Source organism: Pseudoruegeria sp. SK021, assembly GCF_002119405.1.
GTDB lineage: Bacteria > Pseudomonadota > Alphaproteobacteria > Rhodobacterales > Rhodobacteraceae > Meridianimarinicoccus.
Window position 1 is genome coordinate 39,748 of sequence record NZ_MTBG01000004.1, and the last position, 15,478, is coordinate 55,225.

The 15,478-nt window shown below is 59.7% G+C and carries 10 protein-coding genes; 7 read left to right on the plus strand and 3 right to left on the minus strand.

The features are described from left to right. The first annotated feature begins 47 nt into the window (after window positions 1-47). The gene (locus tag BV911_RS04640; RefSeq protein WP_086052425.1) at window positions 48-1,193 is read left to right on the plus strand and encodes an alpha-D-ribose 1-methylphosphonate 5-triphosphate diphosphatase; all 1,146 of its coding nucleotides are present in this window, start codon (window positions 48-50) and stop codon (window positions 1,191-1,193) included. Window positions 1,194-1,245: 52 nt separating this feature from the next. Here the strand turns inward: BV911_RS04640 and gghA are convergent, their stop codons facing one another. From gghA to BV911_RS04660, 3 genes are all read right to left on the minus strand, one after another. After that, on the minus strand, window positions 1,246-3,615 hold the full coding sequence (gene gghA, locus BV911_RS04645) for a glucosylglycerol hydrolase (protein ID WP_086052426.1): 2,370 nt from the start codon (window positions 3,613-3,615) through the stop codon (window positions 1,246-1,248). A 208-nt stretch (window positions 3,616-3,823) separates the two neighbouring features. Then, window positions 3,824-5,632 carry a glucans biosynthesis glucosyltransferase MdoH gene (gene mdoH / locus BV911_RS04650; RefSeq protein ID WP_086052427.1) on the minus strand — a complete coding sequence of 603 codons (1,809 nt, stop codon included), beginning with the start codon at window positions 5,630-5,632 and terminating at the stop codon, window positions 3,824-3,826. A 182-nt stretch (window positions 5,633-5,814) separates the two neighbouring features. Then, on the minus strand, window positions 5,815-7,407 hold the full coding sequence (locus BV911_RS04660) for a glucan biosynthesis protein (protein WP_086052429.1): 1,593 nt from the start codon (window positions 7,405-7,407) through the stop codon (window positions 5,815-5,817). Window positions 7,408-7,919: 512 nt separating this feature from the next. Between BV911_RS04660 and BV911_RS04665 the strand changes: the two genes are divergently transcribed. The 6 genes from BV911_RS04665 to BV911_RS04690 all read left to right on the plus strand — a co-directional run bounded on the left by BV911_RS04665 (window position 7,920) and on the right by BV911_RS04690 (window position 15,459). Continuing rightward, window positions 7,920-8,963: a lysylphosphatidylglycerol synthase transmembrane domain-containing protein gene (locus BV911_RS04665; protein WP_240512145.1), complete on the plus strand. Its 1,044-nt coding sequence runs from the start codon at window positions 7,920-7,922 to the stop codon at window positions 8,961-8,963. Between the two features lie 110 nt (window positions 8,964-9,073). Next, the gene (locus tag BV911_RS04670; protein WP_086052430.1) at window positions 9,074-9,712 is read left to right on the plus strand and encodes a glutathione S-transferase family protein; all 639 of its coding nucleotides are present in this window, start codon (window positions 9,074-9,076) and stop codon (window positions 9,710-9,712) included. 205 nt (window positions 9,713-9,917) lie between these two features. Continuing rightward, on the plus strand, window positions 9,918-10,301 hold the full coding sequence (locus BV911_RS04675; RefSeq protein WP_240512146.1) for a DUF3302 domain-containing protein: 384 nt from the start codon (window positions 9,918-9,920) through the stop codon (window positions 10,299-10,301). 59 nt (window positions 10,302-10,360) lie between these two features. Beyond that, window positions 10,361-11,506 (plus strand): HlyD family secretion protein, encoded by a 1,146-nt coding sequence (locus tag BV911_RS04680; RefSeq protein WP_086052431.1) that lies wholly within the window; start codon window positions 10,361-10,363, stop codon window positions 11,504-11,506. A 72-nt stretch (window positions 11,507-11,578) separates the two neighbouring features. Beyond that, window positions 11,579-13,111: an efflux transporter outer membrane subunit gene (locus tag BV911_RS04685; protein WP_086052432.1), complete on the plus strand. Its 1,533-nt coding sequence runs from the start codon at window positions 11,579-11,581 to the stop codon at window positions 13,109-13,111. A gap of 431 nt (window positions 13,112-13,542) precedes the next feature. After that, complete coding sequence (locus BV911_RS04690) at window positions 13,543-15,459, plus strand: ABC transporter ATP-binding protein/permease (RefSeq protein WP_168183975.1); 1,917 nt, start codon at window positions 13,543-13,545, stop codon at window positions 15,457-15,459. The last annotated feature ends 19 nt before the right edge of the window (window positions 15,460-15,478 follow it).

Sequence of the window (15,478 nt, forward strand, 5' to 3'; positions counted from 1 at the left end):
ATGCCGCCGGCCCTAGTTGTTTCCAGTTTATTCGTGCGAGCCCGTCCATGACCCAAGATACCATCCTGACCAATGCAAGGCTGATCCTGACCGATGGCGACCGCGCGGGCACCGTCTGTGTCCGAGACGGACAGATCGCAGAGATTGACGACGGCATCTCACGGGCGGCTGGGGCGCTGGACTGCGAGGGGGATTTCCTGTGCCCCGGCCTGATCGAAGTGCATACTGACAATCTGGAACGGCATTTGTCGCCGCGCCCCAAGGTCAACTGGCCGCACCGGGCCGCCATTCTGGCCCATGACCGGGAACTGGCGGGAACCGGGATCACCACCGTGTTCGACGCGATCCGGGTCGGCTTCGTGGTCGACGAAGCGTCCAGCGGTGTTGGAAAATATGCCCGCACCGTTGCCGATGAGATCGCGGCATTGCGCAAGGTGCAGGCGCTGAAGATCAGCCATCACCTGCATCTGCGGGCCGAGGTCTGTTCGACCTCTCTGTTAGAGGAACTGGCCGAATTTGGCCCGCAGGACCGGGTCGGAATCGTGTCCTTGATGGACCACACACCCGGACAACGGCAGTTCACCGATCTGTCGAAATACGAGGACTACTCCCGGGGGAAAAGCGGCATGTCCAAGGATAGCTTTCGCCGCCATGTGGACCGGCTCCATGCCTTGCGGGCGCGGGTGGGGACCCATCATGAAGCCGGGGTGGTCGCCGCCGCAGCACGGTATGGCGCGACACTTGCCAGTCATGACGACACCACCGAGGAACAGGTGCATGTCAGTAAGGCCCATGGCGTAACCTTGGCAGAATTTCCCACCACGGTTGCCGCCGCGAACACGTGTCACGACCTGGGCATCGCCACGATCATGGGGGCGCCGAACCTTGTGCGGGGCGGGTCACATTCCGGCAATGTCGCGGCGCGTGATCTGGCCGCGTTGGACCGGCTCGACATTCTGTCGTCGGATTACGTGCCAGCATCGTTGCTGATCGGCGCGATCCAGCTGGGCCAGCTTTGGGGCAATCTGGCAAAGGGGATCGCCACGGTGACAGCGACGCCGGCGCAATCGGTTCGGTTGGCCGACCGGGGCAAGATCGCCGTGGGACACCGCGCCGATCTTGTGCAGTTCCGGGTGGTGGATGACGCAGTGATGATCCGGGCGGTGTGGTCCGGCGGTCGGCGGGTCGCCTGAAACGCGCCCCCCGCCCATCGACGTCACGATGGGTGGGGAGCAGCCGTTTGCGTCAGACGGTCCGGGTATAGACCAGCCCCATGGAATCCCGAAGGACGATGGGGCCGCCAGTATAATCCTCACCAATTTCCGGGGTCTGAAGCGCCAAGCTCCAGCCCGGACCCGCCAGACCCGGAATATCCAGCGCGAAGGGGTCAAATTCCTCGGTGGCTTTGCCTTCCATGTGCAAGACGGAAAAGACCTGCTCGCCGTCCGGTCCATGGCGCAGCGATGCAAAGACCGTCCGCCCGTCAATTGGCCGCAAATAATCGAAGTGATCTTTCGGGCCATAGTTTTCGGACAGCCATGGCCGGGCGCGCCGGAAATTGCGCAAAGCCAAGGCATAGGCCGTGCGTTTTGGATCAAGCGAGGACAGCGACCATGCGACGTTGCAATAATCGTGCATGTCACACATCCAAGCCCGGGCAATTTCCTTAAGGTTCTCGACCGTGAATACCGCGGGACCGGCCAAATCGGGTTCGGCTTGATTTAGCAATCGGACGATCTCGTTCAGGTCGTATTCTGTCACTTCGACCAGCGCGGGCAGAAAGTCGAAAAACCGGGCCAGATCCTCGCGGGTTTCAAACCCCAAGGCCTTGAGGCGATGAAAGTTCGAAGCCACAGAATAGCTATAGCCATCGACCTGCCACTTCAGGCTGATCGCCTCTTCCGCCACCACTTTGACCCCATAAAGATCATCCTGATTGCGCATAAAGCCCCAACTGGTGCGTGATGTGGCGTTCAGGAAATCCATCGGCACGCCCGGCAGGGCAATATAGGTCAAGGTGTGGACCACCGGATTGTCATAAGCCTTGTCGAGGATCTCCATCTTCGACTGGCCCAGCCGGGTGTTGATGTTCATTTTCGGGCTGACTTGGGTGCCGCGCCGTAAGGTGTCATGGTTCGAGGTGCCAGAGATCCAGTGCGATCCGACCTCAAGAATTTCTTGAATGCGCCAGAATTTTGACAGCCAGAAGGTATAGAGAAAGGGTGTATTATGGGCGAAAGTCAGCGGTCCCCACTGGAACACATCGTCGTCGCGCTGATTTTCGATGACCGCCCGATAGGTCGAACTTAGCTCCCAATCCTCGTCTGGCCAGGGCCGACCATCCTCGAAGATGAACCATGGCCGATAGGCGGTGCCGGCCACGTCTTGCACAAGATCGGCCATGGATTGCAGAAATTCGTCGTCGTGCTTTAATTCTTGCTCGGCCGCATCCCACCATTTGAAATCCTGCGCGCCGTCGACCCGGACGCCATCGGCCCCGAAGTTGACCTTGCGGCGCTGCATTTCCAGCAGGATCGACCGCACCGTCGGGTTTTGATAATCGAGGTTCTGGCCGTACATGTTCGGCCCGGCAAAAAAGTGCCGATTCAGCGCCCTGATCCCCTGATTGTCGGCATGGCCAAACACCATATCCAGCACCAGCTTCTTCGGGCCCGTCGGGAAATTGTGCAATACCGCAGCGAAATCGACTAACTCGTCCGGGCGGCCCGTCTCTAGCAGAACGGGATTGACGGCAGCAGTGCCGGAAATCACGATGTCATAGCCCCAGTTCAGCGTATCGGGCCGCGACAAATGCACGGTCGCGGTGGTGTCGGACAGGGTGCCGTCCTGCCAGAAATCAGGGCCACTTTCATAGACTGTCGTGGGTTCGACCGGTAACAACTGCACCGCGTCGTAGCCTAGAAAGATCTGGTCTGCTGGCTCCAAGGCCAGATTATTGGCAACCCGGTCGCTTAAACGTTCGTAATAGCGGGTCAGGCTGGCCAACGTGCCACCCGCAGTGGCAGTGGGAATGTGAATTTGCAAGATGTTGCTGGGCGGGCCAAATTTGTGCGGTGCCTCGGCCTTGAGCTGTTGGAAATAGGCCGCATCGCCGCGCACCGCCTGCATCTGCGCGATGTCATACAGTTCAGCCGGAGCAAGCGCCCCGAACGGCAGTGACGCGGCCAGCGGATCCAAAATGCGATGCCAGACGTCATCTGCGTCCCGCCAAGTGAGGGCATAGAAGTCGCCAACTTGGGCGCGGGTGCCGGCGCGCATTCCGCGCACAACCGCGAAGCAATAGGCCTCATAGCGTTCGACGGGCACCAGTACCCGGTCGAAGGTGATCTCTTGATGAGTGCGGGTCAGGTCCAGCCCCCCATCTGCGGACAGAATTTCAAGGAAAACATCGCCGTCCGGCACATGGTAGTCGAGCAGTTCTGGCGTCCAGAAGCCAAAGATGGCGGCATCGTCTTTGACCTGACCTCCAAGATGGCGGGCAATTAGTTGCTCGGCGTCCAGCGCCGTACGGGCGGTGTGATGATGCCTGCGGCACTCTTCTGTCAACGTTAGCGCTGCGTCCAGATCGATGTTAATTCGCTCGCTCAGGGTCATGATGGTCCTTCTCACCGACGCAACTCGGGATCTGCGCCATTGCGATTTGCCGGTCAGGCCGTAGCCAGACCATGCTCAGTCTGCGCCGACGCCGGAACAGCGCTGGCCTGATCGGCAGTCTGCCACGATCCTAACGTGATTGTCCCAAGCGGTGCCACCCCGTGTGGTCAGGTTTTGCCGCTTAATCGCGACGCGGGGCCGTTGCGGATCAGGCGGGATTTCGGTTGGCCGCCAGCGGCAGCTCGTCAGTCCCCAGCAGGCTGGACAGTGAGTCTTCCGTCTGGCGCCATGCCTCCAGAATATCGGTTTGGGTTTTCAGGATCGGGCTCGGCGATTTTTCTGCCGGTGTCAGGAATAGCGAGGTCGCCAGTGGCCGTGAGGACCATACGATCAGGACGGGCGCAAGAATCATCGGCAGCGTCACCGGCAAAAGCCATGGCACAAGCGATGGGGCCATGAAATAGGCGGCGCCGAGTCCGGCAAGGCCGAAGCTGACGATCCAATAACTGGCGGCCCATCCGGTCGCATAGGTCAGGCTGCCATCGCCGCGGTTGTTGGTCGGCCAGCCGCCGTCGCTGCCCCGCAGCACTTGCAGGACCGACCGGGTCTGAAACACCAACAGAACCGGTGCGGTGACACTGGACAGCAACAGCTCGGCCAATGTCGATCTCAGTGTCTGGCGCCAGCAGCCAAAGCCGTCGGCCCGTCCACGCAGGATCGCATCGACGGCCACCAGCAGTTTTGGCAGGATCAGCAAACCAATAATGCCCACTAGCAAGGCGATCGCTGTCGAAGTTTCATAACTGGGGAAGATTGGAAACCGCCAGTCTTCAACCGGAAAGTAATCCGGGGGCGGGGTGAAGGCCGGGGCCGTGATGCTGGCGGCCAGAAAGCCAAGCCAAAACAGCGGCGCGATATAGGCGAAGATGCCCTGCACAAAGACGAACCTGCTCCAAGGTTTCAGTCCGGGCGCCAGCAGCAGTCGGGTGTGTTGCAAATTGCCTTGGCACCAACGGCGGTCCCGTTTGGCGTGATCGAGGATATTTTCCGGGCCTTCCTCATAAGAGCCTTCCAAATCCACATCGAGGCGCACCTGCCACCCTGCGCGGGCCAACAGTGCGGCTTCGACGTAATCATGGCTCATAATGTGACCGCCGAAAGGCGGGCGTCCGGACAGTTCAGGCAAACCGCAGCTTTCGACAAAGGCCCGAACCCGCACCATGGCGTTATGGCCCCAGAATGGCCCGGTGCGACCCTGCATCAGGCCTAGGCCGCGGGCGAACACCGGTGAGTTGAAGCTGGCGGCGAATTGCATGGCGCGTCCGAAAATGGTGCGGGCACGGATCACCTTTGGCAGCGACTGGAGCAATCCAAGTGTCGGATCGGCGTCCATTCTGCGAACCATCTCAAGGATGGTCTCACCTTCCATCAAGCTGTCGGCATCCAAGATCAAAGCGTAATCATAGGCGCCGCCAGAGCGCTTGAAGAAATCTTCGATATTGCCCGCCTTACGACCACTATTGTCGCTGCGGCGTCGGTAGAAGATTTTGCCTTCCCCATCACATTCCCGCAGCAGGCGCAGGAACCAGACCCGCTCTAGTTTGGCGATGTCTTCGTTCCGCGTGTCCGACAGGATTGCGAAATGCACCGCCTTGCCGTCAGGCCCGCATGCAGACAGCGATTTCTCCATCGCTGCGATGCGCGAAAAGGTGGTGACCGGTTCTTCATTATAGACCGGAACCAGCACGACCGTGCGGCCCTGAGTCCGCGCATCGCTATGCTGCGGCTCCACCGGGCCACCGACCAGTCCCAAAAGGGCCAGTGAGGCCCCCCAAGCCAGCCACCACGTCGAGACGAGGATCAACAGGCTGCGGACGATGTCAAAGGCATCAATGCCGTTGGCGGCATCGATCTGAACAAAAATCAGGCAGGCAGTGACGGCCGCACTGAAGCTGACCGCCAAAGCGACTTGCCGAGCGAGCGTTGCCACCCGCTCCTGCCTGTTTTGTGTCGCCATCAATCAGTGGCCGGCGGAGACTTGTTTCGGTCCAAAAAGATGGGCAATCCGCCGAAAGACGGTGCCGCGAAGGTCCGATTCAATCACTTGCTTGGGCATTGGAAGCGGCGCATCAGGCAGCGTTCCCATGCTGACAATCGTCAGGTCAATTGCGTCGTCGGAGGATAGATACAGTTCATGCTTCATTCGTTGACCCATTGGTATAGCCACGTTTCACTCAATTTCCTGCCATAACCTGCGAGATGGGCGCTTAGTTCCACAGTCGTGCCCGCCGGTGCTGCAATGTCCAGCACGAGGCGCCAAAGATCCGTTCCCGCAATCGGATCAAGTGTGGTTGTAACAACTTCGCCATTTGCGGCCGTGACGACCGCTTGGATTTCATCAGAGGCTGGCATCTCGCTCAGAATTCCGCCTTTGAAATCAATGACAAACTTTTGGTGGCCGGTGGTGTTGGCGACGCCAGATACCCCGCCCAGCCCCGACCGCGTCTCATCGACATAGGCCAAGGTGCCGTTCGCATCTGGGGACAGATCGCCCCAGATTAGCCGATAAGAAAATTCGCGCTCGTCCCCGGCTTTGACGGTGCCCTCGACCTGCCAAAAGGCGACAATGTTGTCGTTCACTTCCAGATCGGTCGGGATTTCGACCAGTCGGACCGAACCGGCACCCCAATCCCCGAGCGGTTCCACCGCAAGCGACGGACGCCGTTCAAAATTCGATTCCAGATCTTGGTATTTGTCGAATGTGCGATCACGCTGCATCAGACCGAATTCGCGCGGCGTTTGTTCCGTGAAGAAGGAATTGGCCAGATGGGTCGGATTGTTCAGCGGCCGCCACAATTCATCACCATTCGCGCGGACGATGCGCAAGCCTTCGCTGTCATGAACGCTAGGCCGATAATCGTCAAAGCGGTGGTGAACCCCGTCGGAAAACAAGAACATCGAGGTCAGCGGCGCAACCCCCAGCTGTTCCACATCCTTGCGGAAGAACAGGCGCGCCGTCACGTCCATGATGGTATTGGTCCCGGGAGTGATCACAAACCGATACGCGCCGGTCAACGAGGGGCTTTCCAGCGCGGCATAGACCAGCACGGTTTGGCTCCCGTCGGCGGGGCGTTCCAGATAGAACTCGGTGAACAGCGGGAATTCTTCGCCTGCGGGGCTGGCCGTGTTGATCGACAGGCCACGCGCACTCATGCCGTAGGCGCTGTCGCGACCCAAGGCGCGGAAATAGCTGGCGCCAACAAACGCGACCACTTCGTCAAAAATATCAGGACGGTTCAACGGCGTGTTCAGGCGGAAACCGGCCACACCGGGCAGGGCAAAATGCTCGGGCACCCGGTCGGCCAGCGTGTTGCGATATTCAAAATCGTCGGTCGAAAACAGCATTTCCTGCGCGGTGCCGTCGGTCACTTCGAAGAGGCGAACAGGGGCGCCAAAGAGCCAGCCCATGTGAAAGGCCTGCACGGTGAAAAATCCAGTGTCCCGCCACGGCGCGCTGTCTTCGCGGAACCGGATTTGGCGGTAATCGTCATAGTTCAATTCCGCCAAGAACCCGTCCGGCGGGGTCGCTTCTGTCCAAGGCGTGTCCCGGCGCAGGCGCATTTGGTCGGTCAGGGTGTCGAACGAGAAGGGGGCCACTTCGGGGGCGATGTCAGACGCATCTTGGGCCCCAAGGACAGAGGGGAAAGCTGCGGCGAACACCGCAGCAGACACGGCTGAGCCAAGCAATTGGCGGCGATGAATTAAGGAAGTGGCGGCGCGAGTAGTCGACATCAGGCAAGGCTCCAATCGAGGTCCGGGACAGTACCGGGCGGCGGGCAGGGATGAGATATGTGTGCAATGCGGGCATATGCAAGATCCTCATCATCTCTCGTCATGATATGAGCAAGATGTCGCTGTTTTGTAACGCTTTGCGTCTGTTATTCGTGCAGTTTTCGGTCGGGGTCGATGGTTTCGATCCGTTGGTTGCACCCCTTTGAGATCCGGCATGGGGTCCGGCGATTCGGCACTGCAGCATTTTGGCGAAAATGGAATCGAAACGCGCCGGGCGGCGTAGGGTCCGGGTCTTCGAATAACCGTCCCCAAATCCAGTCTCTTGATGCGGCGCGACGTCCACTCTAAAAGCTGCCAATGTCAGTCGCATTCCGCACAACGCCCCGACCATGGTCGCCAAACCTGCGTGCATGCGCTGGTCGCGCCGCCGTGGAAACCGGGACGCGCCGTTCCCCTAAGCCGAAGCAGCATCGCGCCACCGTGGGCGGCGTCATGTCCTGCGGGGGCAGATCATGACCCAGCGCGACACCCCGATGTCGGCGCTTTCCGCGGCTGACGCGGCCAGTATGGACGCCCCCAGTATGACTGTGGCGGCTCCGTCCTCACCATCATCCCCAACCCAGCCCGCGCCGAAGCGATGGGCGCGTCTTGGCTGGGTCTTGCGGGTGGCAGTTCCGGTGGTGATGTTGCTGCTGTTTTGGTATTTCCTTGATGGGCCGGGCGTGGTGGCGCGCCTGGCCAGAGCAAACCCCTATTGGCTGTTGGCCGCGGCTGTGGCGACCAATGTCCAGATTGTCTTGCTGGCGAAGCGGTGGCAGTTGACCGCGGCGCAATTGGGCCAGAGCCTGACCACCGGCGCCGCCATTGCCGAGTACTATCTGGCACAGCTTTTGAACCAAGTTTTGCCGGGCGGCATGATCGGAGATGCCGGGCGCGCAATCCGAGCGCGGCACAGTGCGGATCTGTTGCGCGCCAGTCAGGCCGTGGTGGCCGAACGGATGGCGGGCCAAGCTGCACTGTTCACGGTGATGTTTTCGGCGTTCGGCATTGCCTTTGTGCTGCCGGGCGGGGTGGCTTGGCCTTGGGTCATTGAAAAAAGCGCCCTCCTGCTGGCCGGGGGGTTGATCCTGATGGCTGGGATCTGGATTTGGTGCCGCGCGATGATCCGTACCCGGCTTCCATGGCTGTCGAATTTTGCCGAAGCGATCCGACTGGGCCTGCTGTCACCCCGGGTCTGGCCACGCCAAGTCGTTCTAGGTGTGGTCATCGTTGCCTGTAATCTGGCCTCATTTGCGTTTTGCGCATTGGCGACGGGGACTGACTTGTCTCTGGAAGCCATTCTGACATTGGGGCCGCTGATCATGACGGCAATGATCTTGCCTTTGTCCATTGGCGGCTGGGGTGTGCGCGAAGGGGCTGCTGCATTGGTGTTTCCGCTGGTTGGGGCATTGCCCGAGGCTGGCGTCGCGGCCAGTGTCGCCTTTGGTGTGGTCCTGCTGGTGTCCAGCCTTCCGGGAGTCTTGTGGCTGACCAAATCTGCCCATCCCGCCGCGTGACAGGACCGACCTTTGCGCCCTGCCGTTGCCGGATGGCTTGACAGTGGCGTCGCGGGCCGCTGTGGTGGCGCAAGACTGTTCTGTTCCTGACATTTGCGAGGCACTGCCCGATGATCGATCTTTACACGTGGACGACGCCCAATGGCCGTAAGGTCTCTATCCTGCTGGAAGAACTTGGCGTCGATTATACCGTGCATCCGATCGATATTGGCAAAGACGCGCAATTCGACCCGGCCTTCTTGAACATTTCTCCAAACAACAAGATCCCCGCCATCGTCGACCACGAGACCGGTGTCCAGATGATGGAATCCGGCGCGATCATGCTGTATCTCGCGAACAAATATGATCGGTTTCAATGCGCCGGATCGGAATATTGGCGCATGGTGGAATGGGTGATGTGGCAGATGGGCGGGCTTGGGCCGATGTTGGGGCAGGTCCATCATTTCGTAAAATACAATGCCGGCAAGTCAGAATACGCCGAAACACGGTACAGCAACGAGGCCAAGCGGCTGTATAAGGTGTTGGACACCCATCTGGCGACGCGGGATTTCATCGCTGGCGCGGATCGCGGCGAGTATAGCATTGCCGATATGGCGGCTTGGCCTTGGATTTCGCGGTTTGAGTGGCAGCAAATTGACCTGAATGCGTATCCCGCCGTCCGGGATTGGTATGTGCGCATCGCCGAACGCCCAGCGGTACAAGCGGGCTATCATGTGCCAAAATTCGTCTCGGATGTGCCAATGCCCTGACGAACCGGGCCAACCACCCGGTCGGCACCAAGAGGCCATCATCGCATTGAGGCGGCAAATCCTGCAAAATTGTTGCACAGAGGACCCATATTTCAGGCCGCCTTGCGCTTTATTGCACGCGCGGGGCGCTCAGGGTTGAGCGAGGCATTCCATCGGGTAACCTAAGGTCAAGTTGCATGCCTCCTTTAGCGAAAGGTTTTCGATTATGACTGACCCGCAAAACATGTCGCTGCTCGGTCGGTCGTTTGACCACTACGATTTTCTGACATTTGGCGCTCTGATCTTGATGCTGGCCGCGGGTATGGCGGTGATCATGTTCCTCATGGGGCTTCCCGGTCGGATCGCAAAAAAGCGCAACCATCCGCATGCGGAAGCTGTGAATATCATGGGCTGGATGGGGTTTCTGGCGGTGGTGCCGTGGGTCCACTCATTTATGTGGGCCTTCCATGACTCAATGACCGTTGATGTTCGCCGGTTTCCAAAGGAAGAGCGCGCCGCGATCCGCCGCGAAATGATCCGTCTCGGCAAGTCTCCGGCTGAACTTGAAGCCTTTGATCAGGAAGCTACGACCGCAACGAAACCGGTCTGATGCAGGTATCCATGTCCGCCCACGCTGCGATCGTCGAATAACGTCAGGAACCATTCGTCATGCTTTTCGCCCTCGGCATCACCCTCTTTTACCTCATCTTCGTCTGGGCGATTTTCTTTAAGTTCAAGCTGCTGAAATTCAGCATCGTCTGGGGGGTGGTGTCCTTCTGGGTTGGGGCCCATCTGCTGCTGATCTTTCTGGTGACTCTGCGGTTTTATCAGCCGTATTCCATCGACAGCCATGTTGTTCGCAATACCATCCAAATTCTGCCGAAACTGACGCAGCCGACCATCCTGACCGAAGTTCTGGTGACGCCGAATACTCCGGTCAAGAAAGGCGATCCGCTGTATCGCTTTGATGCGACGGTGTATCAAAATCAGGTGGATTCGGCCCAAGCCCAGCTGGTTGCGGCGCAGCAGAACGCCAAGATCCTTGATGAAAACGTCAAGGCGATGCAAGAGGCGGTGATCCGGGCCGAAGCCCAACTGGCCTATGCCCAGACCGAGCAAGTCCGCTATGCCACGCTGGTTCCGCAGGGCGGCGCGCCTCAGGATGACCTTGACCGCTGGAACGAGCAAGTGACCGAAGATCAGTCCTTGGTTCTTGAAAAGCAGGCAGAGTTGCAAAAAGCGCTGCTGGCGCAGCAGTCGACCATTGATGGCGTCAATACCGCGGTCGCGCAGGCGACATCCCAATTGGCCGAAGCCCAGTATTTTCTGGATAATACCACGCTATACGCGCCCGAAGACGGCATGATCGTCTCGCAACAGGCGCGTCCGGGCTTGGTGGTCGGCGATGTGCGTCTCGGGGCCATCGCGGCCTTTGTGACCGAGGATAACCCCTATATTCTGGCGACGTTCCGGCAGCAGAACCTGAAATTCGTCAAGCCGGGTCAAGAGGTCGAAGTGGCGCTGGATCTGTATCCGGGTGATATTCTGACCGGCACGGTGGAAACGGTGTGGTGGGGCACCGGGCAAGGGCAATATTTGCCCTCAGGGATGACCCCGTCCTTCATTCTGCCAAAGCCGCCCGGCAAGATCGCGGTGCAGATCAAGGTGAACGTGCCGGACGGCTATCTCTTCCCGGCCGGTGGCCATGCGACCGTCGCAATTTACACCGGCGGGGCGACAAGCTTTGATTTCCTCCGTCGGATTAACATTCGCCTCTATTCCTTCGGCAACTTCATCCGTCCGCTGGACATCTAATCCGCAACCCAAAAGGCGCGAACACCCATGAGGTACACGCAGACAGGTCCGGCACGCAGAGGATTGGGTCTGATGGCCCTGACATTGGCGGGTGCTTTGGCCGCCTGCACCCCGGTGGGGCCGAATTTCGCGCGGCCAAATTCGCCCGTTGTGCAGCAATGGATGGAATTAAACGCACCACAGCCCAGCGGCAGCGGCGGCTTGACCGCGCGAAGCGCGCCATCGGTTGCTTGGTGGCAGACGTTCAAGGATCCGACCCTGAACAAACTGGTGGCACAGGCCTATGCCCAGAACCTATCCTTGCAGGTCGCTGGGGCCCGGGTATTGCAGGCGCGGGCCCAACTCGGCATCGCCTATGGTGATATGTTCCCGCAATCACAGGCCGCGGGGGCGTCGTACAGCCGCCGCAAGATCAGCGATAACATTGGCAATCTGCCCGAACTTGAAAATTACGTGGATGTCGATACGACCTTCACCTCGGCGCAGGTGGGCTTTGACGCGCAGTGGGAATTGGACGTCTGGGGCGGCCAGCGGCGCGGGGTCGAGTCGGCCAGCGCCAATCTGGCCGCAAAAGTGGCAAGCTATGATGATGCGCTGGTCACTCTCACTGGCGACGTCGCCTCGGTCTATATCAACATCCGCGCGCTTCAGGAAACGCTGGCAGTGGCACGACAGAATATTGCGCTGCAACAAAAAGGGCTCGACCTGACGGACCTGCGGTTCAAAAACGGGGTGACGACCGAGTTGGATGTGCAGGAATCCACCGCGCTTTTGAACAACACCAAGGCGCTGATCCCGGCGCTTGAGAGCGATTTGCAACAGGCGAAAAATGCGCTGTCGGTGCTGCTGGGCCAACCGCCTTCGGCCATGTCAGACCTGCTGAAAGGGTCTGGACGCATTCCTTCGGCCAGTTCGCGCGTCGCAGTCGGCGTGCCTGCGGAATTGCTGCGCCGCCGTCCCGATATCCGGGCTGCAGAATTGACTGCAGCCGCCCAATCGGCCCAGATCGGGGTCGCGGTCAGTTATCTCTATCCGCAATTCATTCTGTCCGGGTCGATCGGGGTGCAGGCCAGCCCGGGAAATCCATTGTTCAGCACCGACAGTGTCACCGGATTGGCCAGCCCCGGCGTCGTCTGGAACATCTTCAATTATGGCCGGATCAAGGACAATGTCCGAGTTCAGGATGCGGCTTTTCAGGAACTTGTCGCGAACTATCAGAACACGGTCTTGTCGGCTTATGCCGAGGTCGAAAATGCCATGGTCGGATACCAAAAGGCCAACCAAGAGGTTGGCTTCTTACAGACCAGCGTTGGCGCCTCGCAACGGGCGGCCGAGATCGCGCTTGACCAGTATGGCGATGGGGTGGTGGATTACACCCGGGTCCTGAACACCCAGCAAGGGCTGTTGCGTGCGCAAGCCAACCTGATCACTGCCCGGGCTGCGGCATCGACCAACCTTGTCGCCCTGTACAAAGGTCTGGGCGGCGGCTGGCAAGTGCGGAAGAATCAGGAATTCTTGCCTGAAGCTGTGTTGGCGGAAATGGCTTATCGGACCGATTGGGGGGATCTTCTTCAGGCAACTCCGACGGGCATGAGTCTAAACTGACTCTGTTTGCGACGCAATTTTTGGCAAAAATCCCCTTCCGGCGCGCAAGAAAGAAATAATTTTCGTGTCAGCCGAGTTGAGATTATGCAACAGCCTCGATTGTCAGGGCTGATGAAGGCCGGCTGGAAAATTTTACCGCATTTCAGCATTTTGGCCGAAAGTTCCGCGCCCGAATCGGCCAGATTCCAAGGCTGACCCAGCGGAAGATTGCAATATCAATTAACGGCGTCAGGCGGAAATCCAGAGTTTTGGGATAATTTGGGTGGACTTTGAGCGGAGAACCGCCGATCAATGTGGGGCGCAGGGTCGAGACCCGCAATCGCCCGTCTCGGGACCTGCGCCGAAAACCATAAAAATGCGACGCCCCCGTCGTGGCGCACGGACCCCGTGCGCCCGATCAGAATGGTTGTCGCTTCTTGAGGAAGACGCGGGTGAACCGTTACCGGAGTTTCTGGGGCCTGTTATCGGCCTACTGGGTATCCGAACGCTGGCGCGAAGCCTGGTTCCTGACGGTTCTGGTGTTCGCGATTACCACCTTGTTGAGCAAGGCAAGCGTTTGGGCAGCCCTTGCCAGCGCCGATTTTATCGCGGCTCTTGCCGGGTTTCACGACGACGCGGTCGTCAACCCGTCGCGCCTGCTGCTGACCGCGGCGTTGATCTTGGTCGGGGTGCATGTTTGTCGCGCCGGGATCGTCGCCATTCGACATTTTCTGTCCACCACTTTACATCGGCGCGCGCGCGGATGGCTGGCGCAGCAGTTCAACCGTGAAATCCTGTCGGACCCTCGGATCGCTCTTGACCTGATGAGCGACCGGGCGACTGACGGCAGCCAGTCGCGCCTGCCAGACGCCATTGATCAGCGGATCGACGAATGTTCGGTTGGGCTTTACGGCGGGGTGATTGGGCTGGCGATGGGGCTGTGGGGGGCTGTGGCGTCAATCTGGTTCATCACGCAAGCCCTGTTGGAGCGCACGCAAACGGTGGCCTTCCTCGAGACATGGGCCGCGTCCCTGCAAACGGGACTTGCCTCCGTGGTCGGCCCCGACCTGGCGGCACGAATTGACCTTGCGCCGGGTCAGTACGGGACCCTCGTTTTGACGGTTGCTTTGGTCATTACCTATGTGCCGCTTGTTACCTATCTGGCGTGGATGATTGGCCGGGTGCTGGAGCGGCTCACCGTCGAGCGCCAGAAAAATAACGGCTCATGGCGCGGTGAACTGGCCGGGATGTTGACCCGGGTCTCGCAAATGGCCGCGTCGCGTGGCGAGCGGACCCAACGCCGGATCAATGGCCAGCTTTATGCGGATCTCGACAAGACCTGGGGTCGTCAGAATGTCTGGGATGCGGGCATGATGATGTTCACCGACGTCTATAATTTTCTGTCGCGGAGAATGCTGGCCTATCTTCCGGCCCTGCCGGCCTTCATGGCCGGACGGCTGAGCTTTCGTGATTTCGCGGCGTCGTCTGAACTGACGGCAGAACTGATCAACGATGTGTCTTGGTTCATCAATGTGATGCCCGCCATCGCCACCCTGCGCGCGAATGCCGACCGGTTGACGGAATTGGCCGCCGCGATTGAACGGGTCCGCGACCGGGATCGCTTTTATCAGGAAACCGGGGTCAGCCAATTTGATCGCGTCGCGGACGCGGGCGACTTCACGCTTCACGTTCAGGATCTGGCGCTGCACCACCGCGGCAAGCACACCGATCCGTTCGTGTCGGTGCCGCATCTAAGCGTTGTGCCCGGAGAATGGGTCTATTTGCGCGGCGATAATGGCTGCGGCAAAAGCTCTATTCTCAAGGCGGTTGCCGGGCTTTGGCCCTATGGCAGCGGCCGGGTGGGGCAAGCGGCGGGGACTCGGCTGTTTTTCGCGGGTCAGGACCCCGATGTGCCAGACCGGCTTACGCTGAAAGCGCTGGTCTGTTATCCAGAACCCGAGACGGCCTATCACGATCTGGAGGTGGCAGATGTGCTGGCACGGGTCGGCTTGGCGGCGTTTATCAGGGTGCTGAACGATGACCTTTATCAAGGCCAGAATTGGCGTAGCGTTCTGTCTGGCGGACAGAAACAGCGCCTCGTATTGGCCCGAATTCTGGTCCAGCAGCCCGATGTGGTGTTGCTGGACGAAGCCACCTCGGCGATGGACCCGCAAGGCGCCACCGACTTTCATCTGGCGTTGCGTGAGCGGGTGCCGAATGCGGCTGTCTTGGCGGTTCTGCATGGCAACAGCGTTCCTGCCGATCCCGGTGGCAACCCGTTCTACGATACGATCCTCGATATCCGGCATCAGGTCGGGCGCACGCGGCCGGTGGCCTTGCCCCGGATTGCGCGCTTCGCGGCGGAATGACCTGAGCAACTTCAACAGG

Bases quoted from the DNA above. Each gene is read 5' to 3' on its own strand.
- BV911_RS04675 (WP_240512146.1), top strand. From the start codon at position 9,918: ATGACTGACCCGCAAAACATGTCGCTGCTCGGTCGGTCGTTTGACCAC.
- BV911_RS04680 (WP_086052431.1), top strand. From the start codon at position 10,361: ATGCTTTTCGCCCTCGGCATCACCCTCTTTTACCTCATCTTCGTCTGG.
- BV911_RS04640 (WP_086052425.1), top strand. From the start codon at position 48: ATGACCCAAGATACCATCCTGACCAATGCAAGGCTGATCCTGACCGAT.
- mdoH (WP_086052427.1), bottom strand. From the start codon at position 5,632: ATGGCGACACAAAACAGGCAGGAGCGGGTGGCAACGCTCGCTCGGCAA.
- BV911_RS04660 (WP_086052429.1), bottom strand. From the start codon at position 7,407: ATGTCGACTACTCGCGCCGCCACTTCCTTAATTCATCGCCGCCAATTG.
- BV911_RS04685 (WP_086052432.1), top strand. From the start codon at position 11,579: ATGGCCCTGACATTGGCGGGTGCTTTGGCCGCCTGCACCCCGGTGGGG.
- BV911_RS04670 (WP_086052430.1), top strand. From the start codon at position 9,074: ATGATCGATCTTTACACGTGGACGACGCCCAATGGCCGTAAGGTCTCT.
- gghA (WP_086052426.1), bottom strand. From the start codon at position 3,615: ATGACCCTGAGCGAGCGAATTAACATCGATCTGGACGCAGCGCTAACG.
- BV911_RS04665 (WP_240512145.1), top strand. From the start codon at position 7,920: ATGACCCAGCGCGACACCCCGATGTCGGCGCTTTCCGCGGCTGACGCG.